This window comes from Paraburkholderia sp. EG286B (genome assembly GCF_040965655.1).
GTDB lineage: Bacteria > Pseudomonadota > Gammaproteobacteria > Burkholderiales > Burkholderiaceae > Paraburkholderia.
The window spans coordinates 518,241-535,186 of record NZ_JBFRCF010000006.1 but is presented as its reverse complement, the minus strand read 5'-3'; the positions used below and the strand labels follow the sequence as shown (position 1 = coordinate 535,186).

Below are 16,946 nucleotides of genomic sequence, written 5' to 3'. Positions count from 1 at the left end.
CGCCCGCGCGCTCGAGCGCGGCCTTGATGACGATCGCGCCCAGGTCGGGCGCCGCCACCTTCGCGAGCGAGCCGCCGAATTTGCCTACTGCCGTACGTGCGGCCGAAACGATCACAATGTCAGTCATTTCCAGATCCTCCGGGCGACTTGGTGGCGCGCCATGCGCCCCGCCCGTCAAGTTGTTAATCCGAACTCCGCAGCAAGCGTTCCAGTTGCCTCAATCGCGCTGCTGCACATAACGCCCCGGCGCCGGCTCGATCTCGGGGAATTCCGCCGAGCCGGCTTGCGCACGCGGCTTCACCTTCTTGCCGCCGTACTGATCGAGCCATTCGGCCCAGGTCGGCCACCAGCTGCCGGGTTTCTCCTCGGCAGCAGCGAACCAGTCGTCGGCCTCTTCGGGCAGATGCTTCGTGTCGGCCTCGATGCTCCAGAAGCTGCGCTTGTTCTTCGACGCCGGGTTGATCACGCCCGCGATATGGCCCGACGCGCCAAGCACGAATTTCAACGGCCCGGACAGCAACGGCACCGACGCATACGCCGTGCGCCAGGGCACGATGTGATCCTCGCGCGAGCCGTAAATGAAGGTCGGCACGTCGATGCGCGACAGATCCACTTCCTCGCCGCACACCGTGAGCGCACCCGGCTCACGCAGCTTGTTTTCGAGGTACGTATTGCGCAGATACCACGCGTACATCGGCCCCGGCAGGCTCGTCGAGTCGCTGTTCCAGAACAGCAGGTCGAACGGCGCGGGCGTACGGCCCTTCAGATAATTGTCGACGACGTAGTTCCAGACCAGATCGTTGGGCCGCAGGAACGAGAACGTGTTCGCGAACTCGACGCCGCGCATGAGCCCCGGTGTGCCGCCGTTCTTGCCGCCGATGGTCTGCTCGCGCATCTGCACGTGGGCTTCGTCGACGAACACGTCGAGCACGCCCGTGTCGCCGAAGTCGAGCATCGCGGTGAGCAGCGTCATCGATGCGGCGGGATGTTCGCCGCGCGCCGCCGCGACGGACAGCGCCGTGGCGAGCAGCGTGCCGCCCACGCAAAAACCGAGCGTGTTGATCTGCTCGCGCTCGCTGATGCTGCGCGTCGTCTCGATGGCCGTGAGCACGCCCTCTTCGATGTAGTCGTCCCAGGAGCGGTCCGCGATCGACGCGTCGCCGTTGTGCCACGAGACGAGGAACACCTGCTGCCCCTGCTCCAGCGCATAGGCGACGAGCGAGTTCTCGGGCTGCAGGTCGAGGATGTAGTACTTGTTGATGCACGGTGGCACGATCAGAAGCGGCCGCTCGCGCACGGTGGCCGTGCGCGGCTTGTACTGGATCAGCTGGAACAGCGCGTTCTCGAACACGACCGAACCTTCGGTCGTCGCGAGATTGTGGCCCACCACGAAGCGCGATTCGTCGGTTTGCGAGATCTTGCCGCGCGACATGTCGCCGAGCATGTTCATCACGCCCTGACGCAGGCTCTCGCCGTGGGTTTCGAGCAAGGCGCTCTGCGCGTCGGGATTGAGCGCAAGGAAGTTGCTGGGCGAGGCCGCCGCGGTCCACTGCTGCACGGCGAAGCGAATGCGCTCGCGCGTTTTCGCGTCGGTATCGATCGCGTCGACGAGTTCATGCAGGTAGCGCGCGTTGAGCAGATACCAGGCCGCCGTGAACGCGTACGCGGGCGTGGCCTTCCAGGCGTCGGAGCTGAAGCGCCGGTCCTTGAGTTCGGGCGCCTTGGGCGTGGTGTCGGTGGCCTGACGCAGCAGGTCGAGCGCGTCGCGCGAGTATTCCGCCTGCAGATGCTGCAGCCGCGTGGGTTCGATCGACGCCGTGGGCAGCCTGAAGCCTTCGAACGGGTTTGCGCCACCGAACGGATTGGCTGCACCGAAAGGACTGCCGGCAGCGAAAGGATTGCCTGAGGCAAAGGGATTGCCCGCGGCAAAGGGATTACCCGCGGCGAAGGGATTGCCGGCTGCAAAGGGGTTGGACGCAGCGAAAGGATTGCCTGAGGCAAAGGGATTGCCCGCGCCGAAGGGATTACCCGGCGCACCGTTGCCCGCCGACGGCCACCAGTTGGCCGCGAGTCCCGCGAAGGGCGCTTGCTGCGCCGCGCCGCCCGTTTGCTGCGCAGCATTCAGGGCGCTCTGCCAGGCGTTCGTCCACGCGTCGAGATACTGCTGCATGCCGGCTGCGTCGGGAGCAAACGGCGGGTTGCCGCGCGTTGCACCATCAGTTGAAGCGCCCGTGCCCGGGGCAGTCTTGGAACGTTGAGATGCCGTCATGCCTGCTTTTGACCGATGTGTCCCGAAGGACTGGTTGAGAGGCAGGTGGTACGCACACGGGCGCTATTGCGGCGCTCGTCACGACCTGTCCCGTGGGTGAAGGACATTCTTGCTCCCCATAGCAAAGCGTGTCAATGCTTGTGCCCGATTTTGCCGCGCTGCGATATTTTTTTAATTATCGTTTTCCCGATGTAATCAATTGTTTAACTGCCGCGACACATTGCTGCGGTCTGGCGCACGAAAATCCGCCGTCGCGGCAAGCGCTTGCAGTGCAATGCGGGAATCGGGGAGCCAATGCGCCGTGAGTGGCGCGCAGTGCGTTGCGGGAATAGCTGCAGTGCAACATAAAATCGTCTGGCTCGCCACGCGCCGCCGCGCTGCATCACGGCGGCGGCGCGTCGCGGCAACGTCAGGGATTGAGCCAGATCAGTGCGGCCATGCGGCCGGTGACGCGATCGCGCCGGTACGAGTAGAAGCGCTCGCGCAGCGTAACGGTGCAGAGGTCGCCGCCGCTCACGTGGCGAACGCCGAGCGTATCGAGCCGCAGCCGTGCCAGCGCGGGAAGATCGGCGAGGTATTTGCCGCTCGCCTCGGGGCGCGCCACGAAGGCCGCCGCGGTGGCGGCACGATGGGCATCGCGTCGTGCCGCGTCGACCTGCTCCACATGGGTCATGAACGCGTCGCGCACGTCGGCGCCGACCTCGAAGGCCGTGGGCCCGATCGCGGGGCCGAGGTACGCATGCAGGTCGGCCGTCGCACAGCCCGCGAGCGCGGCGACGCGCTCGGCCGTGCGCTCGATGACGCCCGCGGCCAGCCCGCGCCAGCCCGCGTGCGCGGCGCCCACGGCGCGGCCCGCGCCGTCGCACAGCAAGACGGGCATGCAGTCGGCCACCATCACCGTGCAGGCGATGCCGGGCTCGGCGGTCACGCTCGCATCGGCCTCGAGCGGGGCGCCCGCGCGCGCGGCGGCGAGCGCCTGAGCGGCGTCGACCACGACGGGACCGTGGATCTGCTTGAGCCATGCGGCCGGCACGCCCGCATGCGCGAAGAGCCGCTCGCGGTTCGCCTCGACGTGCGCGAGATCGTCGCCGGAGCCGCGGCCGAGATTCAGCCCGCCGGGCAGATCCATGCCCTCACCGCCCTGCGCCGCCTGCCAGCGCCCGAATGGCGGCGCGCTCACGCCGCCGTCGCGCGTCGTCACCAGCGCGCGCACGCGCGGCGCAACCTGCCAGTCGGGGTGCAGCAAATCGTCGGATGTCAGTTCCGGGCAGGTCGTCATGCGGGCTTGTCCTCATTTTGCTCGTCGTCTTCGTCGTCTTCGTAATCTTCCTCGTCGCTGCCGATCACGTAGCCTTCGTCGGTGTAGGCGCTGTCGAACATGTCTTCATCGAAGCCGGCTTCGTCTTCGCCTTCCTCGCCGCCGAAGCCGAGTGCCTCGATCAGCGCGTCCAGGTCGTCGGGCACGTCGGCGCGCCATTGCATCGTGCGGCCCGTGACCGGATGAACGAGGCCGAGACGCCATGCGTGGAGCGCCTGGCGCGCGAAGCCATCGGGCAGCGCCGCAACCGAGCGCTTGCCGCGCGCGTGGCCGTACACCGGATCGCCGAGCAGCGGATGGCCGATGTGCGCGCAATGCACACGAATCTGGTGGGTGCGCCCCGTTTCCAGGTCGCAATGAATCGCGCTCACGGGCTGGTTGTGCCAGAGCGTCTTGTCGATGCGCCGGAAGTGCGTGCGCGCGGGCTTGCCCGACGCGCCCTTCACCACCGCCATGCGCGTGCGCTCGCGCGGGTCGCGGCCGATGGGCGCGTCGATGGTGCCTTCGTCGGCCATGTTGCCCCAGACGAGCGCGAGATAGCGGCGCTTGACCGTGCGCGCCTGCAGCTGGCGCACGAGGTCGGTCTGCGCCTGGAGCGTGCGCGCGACGACCATCAGCCCGGACGTTTCCTTGTCGAGCCGATGGACGATCCCGGCGCGCGGCAGGCCCGCCGCCGATTCGCCATAGCGATGCAGGAGACCGTTGAGGAGCGTGCCGCTCCAGTTGCCCGCGGCCGGATGCACGACGAGCCCGGCGGGCTTGTTGATGACGACGATGGCGTCGTCCTCGTAGACGATGTCGAGCGGCACCGGCTCGGGCGTGAACGCGAGCTGCTCGGGCAGCAGGTCCGGCACGAGCTCGATGGTCGCGCCGAGCGGCACCGGCTGGCGCACCTTGGCCGGCTTGCCGTCCACGCGCACGCGCTGCTCCTCGATCCAGCCCTGCAAACGGCTGCGTGAAAATTCCGGAAATACTTTGGCGAGCACCTTGTCGAGGCGCTCGCCCGCGAGCTCATCTGGCACCTGAACCGAGCGCGGGGCTTCGTCGCCGCGCGCACGCGGGGCGACGCCGGCGTCCTCGCCTGCGAGTTCGTCGTCGAGCCCCTCACTGGCGGCTGCGTCATCGGGCGCATCGCCCAGGCTATAATCTCTGATGCTGTTTTGGGCGCCGGGAGCGCCGGCCCCCGGAATAACTGTACGGGTCATTGAGTCTGGGTCACCTGTGGACCTGAAGCTGGACTGGATAAATGCGAGCCTTGAACACGATTACGAAACTGGCCCAACACGCGGTGGCCCGAAACGCAATGCGCGCGACGCGAGCAAACACGCTCGGCAAGATTGGCAACATGATTCGACTTGCTGCTTGCGGCGCGGCGCTCGCCGTGGTCGCGGCCTGCCACGGCCTGCCGGAAAAGACCGACGAAACGGCAGCATGGAACAACAACAAATTATATACGGAGGCCCAGGACGCGCTCTCCGGCGGCGACTGGGGCAAGTGCGCGAAATACTTTGAAGCACTCCAGGGCCGCGACCCGTTCGGCCACTTCGCCCAGCAGGCGCAGATCAACGTGGCCTACTGCAACTGGAAGGACAACGAGAACGACGCCGCCGACCAGGCGATCAACCGCTTCATCCAGCTGCACCCGGATCACCCGGACGTTGCCTACGCGTACTACCTCAAGGGCATGATCCACTTCAACGACGACCTGGGTCTGTTCGGCCGCTTCTCGGGCCAGGACATGAGCGAGCGCGACCCGAAGTCGCTGCGCGAGTCGTATGACGCGTTCAAGGTCGTGGTCGACAAGTATCCGCAGAGCAAGTACGCGCCTGACGCCGCCCAGCGTATGCGCTACATCGTGAACGCGCTCGCTTCGCACGAAGTGCACGCGGCCGACTACTACTATCGCCGCGGCGCCTATGTGGCGGCCATCAACCGCGCGCAGCTCGCGATTCAGGACTACAAGAGCGCGCCGGCAATCGAAGACGCGCTGCACATCATGATCCTGTCGTACCAGAAGCTCGATCAGCCGCAGCTTGCCGAAGACACGCGCCGCGTGCTCGCCGGCACCTTCCCGGACAGCCCGTACATCACCGGTCACGCGCGCCCCGGCAAGGAAAACAAGTCCTGGTGGCAGATCTGGTGATCGCCGCGCCTGTAGCCTGAGGCACGCTGCAAAGCAAAACGCCACGGTTTCCCGTGGCGTTTTTTTGGCTTCAGCGGCGGCAGCGTTGGCCAGGCGCCTGCAGTGCCGCGCGCTTGCTCAATCGCGCTCGAACAGCGCGATCGATTCGACGTGCGACGTGTGCGGGAACATGTTGACCACGCCCGCGCCCTTGAGCCGGTAGCCGGCCTCGTTGACGAGCACGCCCGCATCGCGCGCCAGCGTCCCGGGACTGCACGACACGTAGACGATGCGTTTGGGCAGCGGGCCATTGCCGCTCTGCGCGATTTCCGCGAGCGCCTGGGAAACGGCGAACGCGCCCTCGCGCGGCGGGTCGACGAGAAACTTGTCGAAGTGACCGAGTGCGCGGAGGTCGTTGGCGGTGACTTCGAACAGGTTGCGGCAGGCGAACGACGTGTGGCCGTCCACGCCATTGGCGCGCGCATTTTCCAGTGCGCGGGCCGTCAGCGTATCGCTGCCCTCGATCCCCACCACTTCGCGCGCGAGACGCGCGAGCGGCAGCGTGAAGTTGCCGATGCCGCAAAACAGATCGAGCACGCGGTCGCCAGCCTCCGGTGCGAGCAGGCGCAGCGCGCGGCCCACCAGCACGCGGTTGATCTGGTGATTGACCTGGGTGAAGTCCGTCGGCTTGAACGGCATGCGAATGCCGTATTCGGGCAGCGTGTAGTCCAGTGCCTTGTCGAGCGGATAGAACGGGAACACCGTGTCCGGGCCCTTCGGCTGCAGCCAGAACTGGACGTTGTGCTCGTCCGCGAACGCGCGCAGCAGGTCTTCGTCGGCGGCCGTGAGCGGCTCGAGAATGCGCAGCACGAGCGCCGTCACGCTTGAACCCACGGCGAGCTCGATCTGCGGCATGCGATCGCGAATCGACAGCGCGGCCACCAGATGGCGCAGCGGCACGAGCATCGCCGAGACGTTCGGCGGCAGTACTTCGCAGCTCGTCATGTCGGCCACGTAGCTGCTCTTCTTCTCGTGGAAGCCGACCAGCACGCCGCCCTTCTTCGGGACGTTGCGCACGGTGAGGCGCGCACGATAGCGGTAGCCCCACGACGGCCCGTGAATCGGCCGGAACATCGTCTCCGAGCGCACCTTCGAGAGGTGCATGAGGTTGTCCTCGAGCACACGCTGCTTGACGGCGATCTGCGCACGCACGTCGAGGTGCTGCATCGAGCAGCCGCCGCAGGTGCCGAAGAACGCGCATTGCGGCTTCGTGCGGATCGCGCTCTCGCGCAGCACATCGACCACCTGCGCCTGTTCGAAGGTGGGCTTCTTGCGGTAGCTGAGGTAAGTCACGCGCTCGCCCGGCAACGCGCCCTCGACGAAGATCACCTTGCCGGGCTCGCCCGTCTCGGTCACGGTGCGGCCAACGCCGCGGGCCTCCATGTCGAGCGACTCGATCTCGAGAATGGGGGCATGAGCGACCGAAGCTTCGATGGCGGCGCGCTTTTCGGCGCGGCGCTCGCGCTTGCTGCGCTTTTTCGGGGGCGTGGACGGCATGGGCTCGGCCTGGGCAGGCTCGGCTTGAGGGTCGGGGGCAGCTTGAGACACCAGCGGATTCCTGACTGACGATGAGTGAATTGTGGGCGAAGGCGAGATTGTAGTCGAAGTCGGCGCCCGCGCTCCGTCGCTGCCGTTTTCGAACCGCCGCGATCGTGCGCGTTGCGCCCCGTATGCGCCGCCGCCTGCGCATTCGTCATACAACACGCCACGAAAAACCAGGCTAGGGTTAAACGTGCGTGCGGGAATCGCCGCCGCGCCATGCGAGGAGCGTGCCGATGAAACTGGTGAGCTGGAATGTGCAGTGGGGCCGCGACGCTTCTGGCGTCGTCGATCTCGCGCGCACGGTGCGCGAGGCCCAGCGCCTCGCCGACTTCGACGTGCTATGCCTGCAGGAGATCACGCGCGGCTTCCGGGCGCTGCCGGGTGGTCCCGGCGACGATCAGTTCGCCGAACTGCGCTCGCTGCTGCCCGGCTATACGGTCATCGAAGCGATCGGCGCCGACTTGCCTGCGCTGCGTGACGCGCAAGCCTCCAATCCAGGCACGACGCAGTGGGCACGCCGCCAGTTCGGCAACGCGCTCGTCACGCGCTTGGCCGTCGCGCAGGTTTTTCGCCACGCCCTGCCGTGGCCCGCCGACTCCACTGCACCCTCGATGCAACGCGTGGCGCTCGAAGCCGTGCTCGACGCGCCGGGCGGTGCGCTGCGCGTGCTGGTCACGCATCTGGAGTTCTATTCGCTGCGCCAGCGGCTCGCGCAAGTGGACGAGTTGCGGCGCCTGCAGCAGGAAGCCGCCGATCACGCGGCGCATCCCGCGCCCGCCGAAAACGATGTCGGCCCGTTCGCCCGCACCGCGCGCCCGCTATCCGCGATCGTCTGCGGCGATTTCAACAGCGCGTGGGGCAGCGAGGCGTACACACGCATGCTCGAACCGCTCGCGGGCAGCCCGGACTTCATCGACGCGTGGACCGCGCTGCATGCGGGCGCGACGCCGCCGCCGACGGCCGGCGTCTACGACACGCAGCAATGGTCGGACGGCCCGCTCGCGTGCGACTTCGTCTTCGTCACGGAGGATTTGCGCCCACGTTTGCGAAGCTGCGAGATAGACGGCGCGACCCAGGCTTCCGATCATCAGCCGATCGTGCTCGAACTCGGCTGAGAGACGGCGCCGTGCCTAGCTCGCGAACGCCTTGAGATACTCGCCCCAATGCGGTGCGGTTTCCGCGGCGAGCGACTGCTTCACGAACTCGATCTCATCCGCATATTCGCGCTCTGTGAAACCGCCGCGCATCATCTGAAACCGGCAATAGAGCAGATACGTGTTGACCACGTCGGTTTCGCAGTAGTTGCGGATCTCCTCGATGCGGCCTTCCTGAAACGCGGTCCACACCTGACCGCCGTCCATGCCGAGCTTGCCAGGAAAACCGCAGAGTTTCGCGAGCGCGTCGAGCGGCGCGTTCGCGCGCGGCTGGTACATCGCGAGAACGTCCATCAGGTCGGTGTGACGCGTGTGGTAGCGGCTAAGGTAGTTGTTCCACTTGAACTCGCGGTCCTCTTCACCCGTTTCCCAGTAGCGCACCGCGCGAATGCCGTGCACCAGCGCACGATAGTGCAGCACCGGCAAGTCGAAGCCGCCGCCGTTCCACGACACGAGCTGCGGCGAGTACTTCTCGATCGTGCGGTAGAACGAATCGATCAGGCGCGCTTCGCCGTCTTCGGGCGTGCCGAGCGAGCGCACGCGAAAGCCCTGGCCATCGCGAAACACGCACGAGATCGCGGCGACGCGCTGCAGGTGATGCGGCAGGAAATCGCTGCCGGTCTTCTCGCGGCGCGCGGCAAAGGCGTGCTCGGCGACTTCGGTGTCGGCGAGCGTGGCGGGCAGATCGTCGAGACGGCGAATGCCGTCGACATCGGGAATCGTCTCGATGTCGAATACGAGTACAGGAACTGTCATTCAGATGGACTGCGAGGGTTTAGAGAACGGCGTCCTTGCGCACGCCGTTCGAAGCGAAAAAGCGCTTGAGGCGCACCAGCGCTTCCTGCTGGATCTGCCGCACGCGCTCGCGGGTGAGGCCCATTTCGTCGGCCAGCTCTTCGAGCGTGGCGGGCTCGATATGGTTCAGCCCGAAGCGCCGTTCGATGACGTGGCGATGCTTATCGGATAACCGGCCGAGCCACGCGCGTGTAAGCGTTTCCAGCTCGCGATGCTGCACTTCGGCGTCGGGCGACTGGCTCTGGTCGTCCGAGAGCAGGTCGAGCAGGCTGCTGGCCGGGTCGAGGTCGAGCGGCGCGTCGAGCGAGGCCGTGTGTTCGTTGAGCGCGAGAATGTCGGTGACTTCCTCGGTGGTCTTGCCGGTGAGATACGCGATGTCGTCGATGCTCGCGTCGCGCCGCTCCGAGGCCGAATCGGCGTTGAGCGAGTTCTTCTCCAGATGTCGCTTCGCGCGCAGCACCTGGTTGAGCTCGCGGATCACGTGCACCGGCAAACGCACGGTGCGCGCCTGGTTCATGATCGCGCGCTCGATGCTCTGGCGGATCCACCAGGTCGCATACGTCGAGAAGCGGAAGCCGCGCGTGGGATCGAACTTCTCGATTGCATGCATGAGGCCGAGGTTGCCCTCCTCGATCAGGTCGAGCAGCGGCACACCGCGATTGAGGTAACCCTTGGCAATGCTGACGACGAGGCGCAGATTGCGCTCGATCATGACCTGACGCGCTTCGAACTCGCCGGCCTTGGCGAGCCGCGAATAGCGCTGCTCCTCCTCGACCGTGAGGAGCGGCTTCACGCTGATCCGGTTCAGATAATGCTGGATGGTGTCGGCCGTGAGTTCGGCCTGCAGCATGGCGCGGAAATCGTCGGCGTCGGGCGCGGCCTCGGCGGTTTCGGCGCCCTCGCCCGAGCCGCCTTCGTCGGACTGCGAATCGCGCTCTTCACGCTCCTCGCGCTCTTCGTAGTCGCGGCCGCCGTCGAGGTCGGGCGACGCATCGTCGTCGCCCGCCTGCGCGCCGTCCTCCACCGAAACCTGGGCGGCTTGGCTGTCAGACTCGGATTGCTGCAGACGGCGCTTCGATTTCGGCATGGTCGGCTCGCTTTTATTGCGGCGGCAAGTACTTCAGTGGGTCGACGGGCTTACCCTGACGGCGTACTTCGAAATGCAGCATCACCCGGTCCGAGTCGGTATTGCCCATTTCGGCGATCTTCTGACCTTTGGTGACCGCATCCCCTTCTTTTACCATCAAAGTCCGGTTGTGTGCATACGCGGTCAAAAACGTCGCGTCATGCTTGATGATAATGAGATTGCCGTAACCGCGCAGCCCATTTCCGGCATAAACCACGCGTCCATCGCCGGCTGCCTTGACAGGATCGCCCGGCGCACCACCAATATTGATGCCCTTGTTCTTCGTGTCGTCGAAGCCGTTGAGCACCGGACCACGCACCGGCCACGCGAGCGCAATGTTGCCGCCCGGCGCCGCGGCCATGTCGCCGCCGCTTGCACCCGGTTGCGGCGGCACGGCGGCAATCGGCGGCGCTGCGTTCGCACCGGAGCCGTAGATCGGCGGCTGCGCCGGCGTCCCCGCTGCCGGAGCGCCCGGCGCCGCGCCCACGCCCGGCACCGGCGCGGTCACGACACCCGGCGTGTATGCCGACGGATTCGCACCCGGCGGCACGACGCGCAACAACTGGTCCACCTCAATCTGGTTCGGATTGGTGAGATTGTTCCACGTCGCGATGTCGCGATAATTCTGGCCGTTTTCGAGCGCAATCCTATAGAGAGTGTCGCCCGGCTTCACCCGGTAATATCCCGGAGGCGGCGGCCCGAGCGGCACCGGCGGCTGTGCGGCTGCCGTGCCGAGCGGCGCGGTGCGGTCCACCACGGGTGCCTGATCGAGTCGCGTGGCGCAGGCGGCCAGAAGACAGAGCGCGGCGACCGCGGCGCCGCGCTGGGCTGCGATCAGCGTGGCTTCGGGCAGGTCGACATTCAGGCGGTTTCTTTTGATCGCGCGCAACATACTCATCGGATTCAGATCACTCCAGATTTTAAGGGGACAAAGAAAACGCGATCCAGGCGTGACTCCCGCCACTGCGCCGGCCCGGTACGCTCGACGAGCGTGAGGACCTGCGTCGCTTCGCCGGCGGCACTCTGGGTGCCGGACACCGCGACCGGCGCCACGAGCCGCCCGCCGATGGCGAGTTGCTCGAGCAGCGCCTGCGGCACGTCGAAGCCCGCAGCAGCGATTACGATCGCGTCGAACGGCGCCGCCGACGGCAAACCGAGCCGTCCGTCGCCGTAGTGCAAGCGGATATTCGGGATACGCAGCGGGCGAAGATTCGTCTTCGCCCGCTCGTATAACGGCTTGATGCGTTCAATGGAATACACGTCGCGTGCGATCTGGCTCAACACCGCTGCCTGATACCCGCAGCCGGTGCCGATTTCGAGCACGCGCTCCAGCACACGGCCCGCGCCCGCGAGTTCGAGCATGCGCGCGACCACGGAAGGCTTCGAGATGGTCTGGTGATGACCGATCGGCAACGCCGCATCTTCGTAGGCCTGGGTCGCGAGACCCGGGTCGATGAACATGTGGCGCGGCACGGCCGCGAGCGCCTGGAGCACGCGCGCGTCGGCAATGCCGTTCGCACGCAGGCGTTCGACCATGCGTTCGCGTACGCGTTCCGAAGTCAGCGCATGCGCGCCGTTGAGCGCAACGGCGGGCGCGCCGGTGACCGCCATCGCGGCACGCGGCGCACTCGCGCCGCCCGGCATGGCGGCGCGCGGCGCGGCTGCGTTGCCGGCAGGATGCGCAGGCTTGATCGAACTCGCCGGCTTCGCGCTCACCGGCTTCGCATTGACCGGCTTAGCAGGCGGCGCCTTGAACGGCGTGCTCGCGACGGACTTCGCCACGGCTGAAGTGCCCACCTTCGTGGCCGCACTCGCAGCGGGCTTCGCGAGCGTGCCGGCGCCCGCTTTCGACGGACTGCTGTTGCCCGCGCCCACGAGCGACGTGCGTGCATCGCCCGGGCGCGCGTCGCGCCGGCGCGGCTCGCGGACGAGATCCGCGAGCCCGAGCGGAAAACGCTTCGTGCGCTCGCCCGTCATGAAGCACTGCCGCCCTTGCGCGCCCAGTCGTGCGTCGCGGACAGCATTTGCGTATGGGTGAGATCGAGTTGCAGCGGCGTGATCGACACATGGCCGTTCGCTACCGCGTGGAAGTCCGTGCCCTCGCTCGCATCGCGAGCGCTGCCCGACGGCCCGATCCAGTAGATCGGCTCGCCGCGCGGGTTGGTCTCGCGGATCACGGGCTGCGAAGGATGGCGCTTGCCGAGGCGTGTGACGCGCCAGTCGCCAAGCTCATCGTACGGCAGGTTCGGGATGTTGACGTTCAGCAGCGGATGACCCGGCAACGGGTTCGCGAGGTAATGCGCAACGATCTCGGCCGCGACGCGCGCGGCGGAATCGAGATGCACCCAGTCCTTGTCGACGAGCGAAAACGCAATGGCCGGCAAGCCGAACATGATGCCTTCGGTCGCCGCGGCCACCGTGCCCGAGTACAGCGTGTCCTCGCCCATGTTCTGGCCGTTGTTGATGCCGGAGACCACGAGGTCGGGCTGCTGGTCGAGCATGCCCGTGAGCGCGATGTGCACCGAGTCGGTGGGCGTGCCGTTCACGTAATAGAAGCCGGTGCTCGCCGATCGCAACACCGACAGCGGGCGCCACAGCGTAAGCGAGTTCGATGCGGCGCTGCAGTTCTGCTCGGGCGCCATGACCGTGACTTCGCCGAGCGGCTTGAGCGCTTCATAAAGCGCCGCAAGGCCGGGGGCGAGATAACCGTCGTCGTTGCTGAGTAGTATTCGCATCGAGCGATTGTAACCGAGGAAAGAAGGCACGCGAACGACAGCCCGGCCCATGCGCGGGTGCGTGTCTGGCACTGGGCTGCACGTCGAAATCACGCGCCGGTCCGGGGCGCATTCGCATCCGTGGCACGGCTCGAAAGGCACATGTCATCGACGCGAAATAAATCGCACGATCGTTCGTATTGCGGCGGATTGCCGTACACTGTCCCGCTGTAGCGAATGCATGACCAACGCAACTGCAGGCAACCGAACCGGAAAGGACAGGAGACACGATGCGCGCAATCCGCTGCAACCAGTACGGACCACCCGACTCGCTCACGCTCGAAGACTCGCCCGACCTCGTGCCGGGCCCGGGTCAGGTCGTGATCGACGTGAAGGCCGCGGCCGTGAACTTTCCCGACGTGCTCATCATCGAGAACAAGTATCAGATGAAGCCGCCGCTGCCCTTCACGCCCGGTGCCGAGCTCGCGGGCGTCGTGCGCGCGGCGGGCGAAGGCGTGAAGCTTGCGCCCGGCACGCGCGTGGTCGCGTATGTGGGCACGGGCGCGTTCGCCGAGCAGGCGCTTGCGGACGCATCGGCGTGTGTGGCGCTGCCAGAGGGCGCCGATTTCGCGACGGCCGCCGCCTTCACGCTCGCGTATGGCACGTCGCATCACGCCGTGGTCGATCGCGCCGCGCTGCGCGCAGGCGAAACGATGCTCGTGCTCGGCGCGGCGGGCGGCGTGGGTCTCGCCGCGGTCGAAATCGGCAAGGTGCTCGGCGCGCGCGTGATCGCGGCCGCCTCGAGCGAGGAGAAGCTCGAAGTCTGCCGCCGCTTCGGTGCGGACGCCACCATCAACTACAGCACCGAGGACTTGCGCGAGCGCATCAAGGCGCTCACCGACGGCAAAGGCCCCGACGTGATCTACGACCCGGTGGGCGGCGAGTATGCGGAACCGGCGTTCCGCAGCATCGGCTGGCGCGGGCGCTATCTCGTGGTCGGCTTCGCGAATGGCGAGATCCCGAGGCTGCCGCTCAATCTCGCGCTGCTCAAGGGCGCGAGCCTCGTCGGCGTGTTCTGGGGCGATTTCGCGCGTCGCGAGCCGCAGCACAATGCAGCGGCGTTCACGCAGATGATGGGCTGGATCGGCGAAGGCAAACTCAAGCCGTACGTCTCGAAACGCTACAAGCTCGCCGACACCGCGCAGGCGCTCAAGGACATGGCCTCGCGCAAGGTGACGGGCAAGATCGTGATCGAGCCCTGAACGTTTCCTGTCACGCAGGACGACGCAAAAAAACGGCTCGCCGAATGTTCACCGGCGAGCCGTTTTGCATGAGGCATGCGGCCTAGACGATCTGTTGCTCGCGCAACCGTGCAATGCGGTCTGCGTCATAGCCCAGCGCCTGAAGGACTTCGTCGGTATGTTCGCCCAGTGCGGGACCAAGCCAGCGCGTGTCGCCAGGCGTGACCGAGAGCTTGGGCGTGACCGCGGGCAGCGCGACGTCCACGCCCTCGCCTTCTTTCTCACCCGGCGCTTGCCAGCGGAACTGCTGGATCATCTGGCGCGCTGCGAACTGCGGATCGGCGAACATGTCGGCCACGCTGTAGATGCGGCCCACGGGCACGTCGGCGGCGTTGAGCACGTCGAGCGCTTCGTCGATGGTGCGCGTGGAGAGCCACGCCGCGATGGCGCCGTCGATCTCCGCCGTGCGCGGCACGCGGCCGTCGTTATGGGCGAGTTGCGGATCGTTTGCGAGATCCGCGCGGTCGATGGCCGTCATCAGGCGCTTGAAGATCGGATCGCTGTTGCCGCCGATCACGATGCTGCCGTCCCGGCACGGATACGTATTCGACGGCACGATGCCCGGCAGCGACGCGCCGGTGCGCTCGCGCACCATGCCGTACACGCCATACTCGGGCACCACGCTCTCCATCATGTTGAACACGGCCTCATAGAGCGCGACATCGACGATCTGGCCACTGCCGCCGTTCATGTTGCGATGATGGAGCGCCATCATCGCGCCGATCACGCCGTGCAGCGCGGCAATTGAATCGCCGATCGAAATGCCGATGCGCGGCGGCGGCAGATCGGGATAGCCGGTGATGTGGCGCAGGCCGCCCATCGATTCGGCAATCGCGCCGAAGCCCGGACGGTCGCGATACGGGCCGGTCTGGCCGTAGCCCGAGAGCCGCACCATCACGAGGCCCGGATTCTCCTTCGAGAGCACGTCGTAGCCGAGGCCGAGCTTTTCGAGCAGGCCTGGCCTGAAATTCTCAATGACGATATCGGCTTCCTTCGCGAGCCGCCGCACGATCTCCTTGCCCTCTTCGGCCTTCAGATTCACCGTGACGGACTTCTTGTTGCGCGCCTGCACGGCCCACCAGAGCGACGTGCCGCCCGCTTCCGGGTAGAGCTTGCGCCATTTGCGCAGCGGATCGCCGCCCTTGGGGTCTTCGATCTTGATGACTTCGGCGCCGAATTCGCCGAGAAAGCGCGCCGCGAACGGACCGGCGATCAGCGTGCCGAGTTCGAGCACTTTGACGCCCGAGAGCGGGCCCGGGCCTTTCGCTGCGGATGCGTTCGACCGGGAATCGGGGGAAGGGGCGGCTGCGCTCATGGTGTCTCCTTTCGTTCTGTTCGGCGTGCGGCGCCCTGTTGCATACGCCGCGATCGAAGCCTGGCGGGACGCTACATCGAGCGCCGGTCGAGCATGGCGCGCGCGATGGTGCCCGCATCGACATATTCGAGCTCGCCGCCCACCGGCACGCCGCGTGCGAGGCGCGTGACGGCGAGTCCGCGCGCCTTGAGCGTCTGGCCCAGATAATGGGCCGTCGCCTCGCCCTCGTTAGTGAAATTGGTGGCGAGCACGACTTCCTTGACTACGCCGTCCGACGCACGTTTCACGAGCCGGTCGAAATGGATCTCTTTCGGACCGATGCCGTCGAGCGGACTCAGATGCCCCATCAGCACGAAATACAAACCGCGGTACGTCATGGTCTGTTCGAGCATGATCTGGTCGGCCGGCGTTTCGACGACGCATAAGAGCGTCGGGTCACGCTCCTCGTCGAGGCACGTTTCGCACACCTGAGCTTCGGTGAAGGTATTGCACTTCTCGCAATGCTTCAGATTCTCGGTCGCGAACAGGAGCGCGTTGCCGAGCTTTTCGGCGCCGTCGCGGTCGTGCTGCATCAGGTGGTAGGCCATGCGTTGCGCCGACTTCGGCCCGACGCCGGGCAACACGCGCAGCGCCTCGACGAGAGCGGCGAGAGCGGAAGGTTGTTTCATGCGGATTCAGCGCGAAATGCGCGACGGGGTTTGAAGCGGAACCGGCTTCGGGGTGCTTCCTGCTGCTTTCGACGCCATGACGCCCGCGCAGCCGTGCCAGTCGCGGCACGGCACGCGGGACGCGCGGGCGCCCGCCTGCCTCACGCAGACGCGGAGCGCGCCACGTTCCTTAGAACGGCATCTTGAAGCCCGGCGGCAGCGGCAGGCCGGCGGTCATGCCGCCCATCTTTTCCTGCGACGTGGCTTCGGCCTTGCGCACCGCGTCGTTGAACGCCGCGGCCACGAGGTCTTCGAGCATGTCCTTGTCGTCCGCGAGCAGGCTCGGGTCGATCGACACGCGGCGCACGTCGTTGCGGCAGGTCATCGTGACCTTGACCAGACCGGCGCCAGCCTGACCCTCGACTTCGATCTGGGCAAGCTGCTCCTGCATCTTCTTCATGTTTTCCTGCATCTGCTGGGCTTGCTTCATGAGCCCTGCGAGTTGGCCTTTCAACATAGTCACTGCTCCTTCTGGATCGTAGTCGTTCGAATCGATGCGCTCACCAGCGCGCGACGCTTGCCG

General features: G+C 66.5%; 15 protein-coding genes and 1 pseudogene. 3 read left to right on the top strand and 13 right to left on the bottom strand.

What is annotated here, in order from left to right:
• The 4 genes and pseudogenes from AB4Y42_RS16570 to AB4Y42_RS16555 form a co-directional block, all read right to left on the bottom strand.
• Positions 1 to 127, bottom strand: a pseudogene (locus AB4Y42_RS16570) (acetyl-CoA C-acetyltransferase); the annotation flags it as partial.
• Positions 128 to 217: 90 nt separating this feature from the next.
• Complete coding sequence (phaC, locus tag AB4Y42_RS16565) at positions 218 to 2,170, bottom strand: class I poly(R)-hydroxyalkanoic acid synthase (RefSeq protein ID WP_368694737.1); 1,953 nt, start codon at positions 2,168 to 2,170, stop codon at positions 218 to 220.
• Positions 2,171 to 2,678: 508 nt separating this feature from the next.
• Positions 2,679 to 3,548 (bottom strand): peptidoglycan editing factor PgeF, encoded by an 870-nt coding sequence (gene pgeF / locus AB4Y42_RS16560; RefSeq protein ID WP_368694736.1) that lies wholly within the window; start codon positions 3,546 to 3,548, stop codon positions 2,679 to 2,681.
• The gene (locus AB4Y42_RS16555; RefSeq protein WP_368694735.1) at positions 3,545 to 4,792 is read right to left on the bottom strand and encodes an RluA family pseudouridine synthase; all 1,248 of its coding nucleotides are present in this window, start codon (positions 4,790 to 4,792) and stop codon (positions 3,545 to 3,547) included. Before AB4Y42_RS16555 ends, pgeF begins: the two co-directional genes overlap by 4 nt.
• A 41-nt stretch (positions 4,793 to 4,833) precedes the next feature.
• On the opposite strand from AB4Y42_RS16555, the gene AB4Y42_RS16550 reads away from it, so the two are divergent.
• Positions 4,834 to 5,730 (top strand): outer membrane protein assembly factor BamD, encoded by an 897-nt coding sequence (locus AB4Y42_RS16550; protein WP_324160750.1) that lies wholly within the window; start codon positions 4,834 to 4,836, stop codon positions 5,728 to 5,730.
• A gap of 117 nt (positions 5,731 to 5,847) precedes the next feature.
• Here AB4Y42_RS16550 and rlmD read toward each other — a convergent pair whose 3' ends face one another.
• A complete protein-coding gene (gene rlmD / locus AB4Y42_RS16545) occupies positions 5,848 to 7,266 on the bottom strand; it encodes a 23S rRNA (uracil(1939)-C(5))-methyltransferase RlmD (RefSeq protein WP_368686331.1) in 1,419 nt (472 codons plus the stop codon).
• Positions 7,267 to 7,544: 278 nt separating this feature from the next.
• Between rlmD and AB4Y42_RS16540 the strand changes: the two genes are divergently transcribed.
• Positions 7,545 to 8,426, top strand: coding sequence for an endonuclease/exonuclease/phosphatase family protein (locus AB4Y42_RS16540; RefSeq protein WP_368694734.1), 882 nt, complete (start codon positions 7,545 to 7,547; stop codon positions 8,424 to 8,426).
• Positions 8,427 to 8,441: 15 nt separating this feature from the next.
• Here AB4Y42_RS16540 and AB4Y42_RS16535 read toward each other — a convergent pair whose 3' ends face one another.
• The 5 genes from AB4Y42_RS16535 to surE are packed head-to-tail and all read right to left on the bottom strand — an operon-like array spanning position 8,442 to position 13,121.
• Entirely contained in the window at positions 8,442 to 9,221 is a 780-nt protein-coding gene (locus tag AB4Y42_RS16535) for a 3'-5' exonuclease (RefSeq protein ID WP_368694733.1), read from the bottom strand.
• A gap of 19 nt (positions 9,222 to 9,240) precedes the next feature.
• Positions 9,241 to 10,347, bottom strand: a complete 1,107-nt coding sequence (gene rpoS, locus AB4Y42_RS16530) for an RNA polymerase sigma factor RpoS (protein WP_368694732.1) — start codon at positions 10,345 to 10,347, stop codon at positions 9,241 to 9,243.
• 13 nt (positions 10,348 to 10,360) lie between these two features.
• Positions 10,361 to 11,284, bottom strand: coding sequence for a peptidoglycan DD-metalloendopeptidase family protein (locus tag AB4Y42_RS16525; protein ID WP_368694753.1), 924 nt, complete (start codon positions 11,282 to 11,284; stop codon positions 10,361 to 10,363).
• Between the two features lie 5 nt (positions 11,285 to 11,289).
• The gene (locus tag AB4Y42_RS16520; RefSeq protein WP_368694731.1) at positions 11,290 to 12,363 is read right to left on the bottom strand and encodes a protein-L-isoaspartate(D-aspartate) O-methyltransferase; all 1,074 of its coding nucleotides are present in this window, start codon (positions 12,361 to 12,363) and stop codon (positions 11,290 to 11,292) included.
• Positions 12,360 to 13,121, bottom strand: a complete 762-nt coding sequence (gene surE, locus AB4Y42_RS16515) for a 5'/3'-nucleotidase SurE (RefSeq protein WP_324158963.1) — start codon at positions 13,119 to 13,121, stop codon at positions 12,360 to 12,362. Before surE ends, AB4Y42_RS16520 begins: the two co-directional genes overlap by 4 nt.
• A gap of 269 nt (positions 13,122 to 13,390) precedes the next feature.
• Here surE and AB4Y42_RS16510 point away from each other — a divergent pair, with 269 nt between their 5' ends.
• The gene (locus tag AB4Y42_RS16510) at positions 13,391 to 14,362 is read left to right on the top strand and encodes an NADPH:quinone oxidoreductase family protein (RefSeq protein WP_368684043.1); all 972 of its coding nucleotides are present in this window, start codon (positions 13,391 to 13,393) and stop codon (positions 14,360 to 14,362) included.
• A gap of 82 nt (positions 14,363 to 14,444) precedes the next feature.
• Here AB4Y42_RS16510 and AB4Y42_RS16505 read toward each other — a convergent pair whose 3' ends face one another.
• From AB4Y42_RS16505 to AB4Y42_RS16495, 3 genes are all read right to left on the bottom strand, one after another.
• Complete coding sequence (locus AB4Y42_RS16505) at positions 14,445 to 15,716, bottom strand: CaiB/BaiF CoA transferase family protein (protein ID WP_368694730.1); 1,272 nt, start codon at positions 15,714 to 15,716, stop codon at positions 14,445 to 14,447.
• A gap of 71 nt (positions 15,717 to 15,787) precedes the next feature.
• Complete coding sequence (gene recR / locus AB4Y42_RS16500) at positions 15,788 to 16,384, bottom strand: recombination mediator RecR (protein WP_133184310.1); 597 nt, start codon at positions 16,382 to 16,384, stop codon at positions 15,788 to 15,790.
• A gap of 169 nt (positions 16,385 to 16,553) precedes the next feature.
• The gene (locus tag AB4Y42_RS16495) at positions 16,554 to 16,880 is read right to left on the bottom strand and encodes a YbaB/EbfC family nucleoid-associated protein (RefSeq protein WP_028204938.1); all 327 of its coding nucleotides are present in this window, start codon (positions 16,878 to 16,880) and stop codon (positions 16,554 to 16,556) included.
• Positions 16,881 to 16,946: the final 66 nt, after the last annotated feature.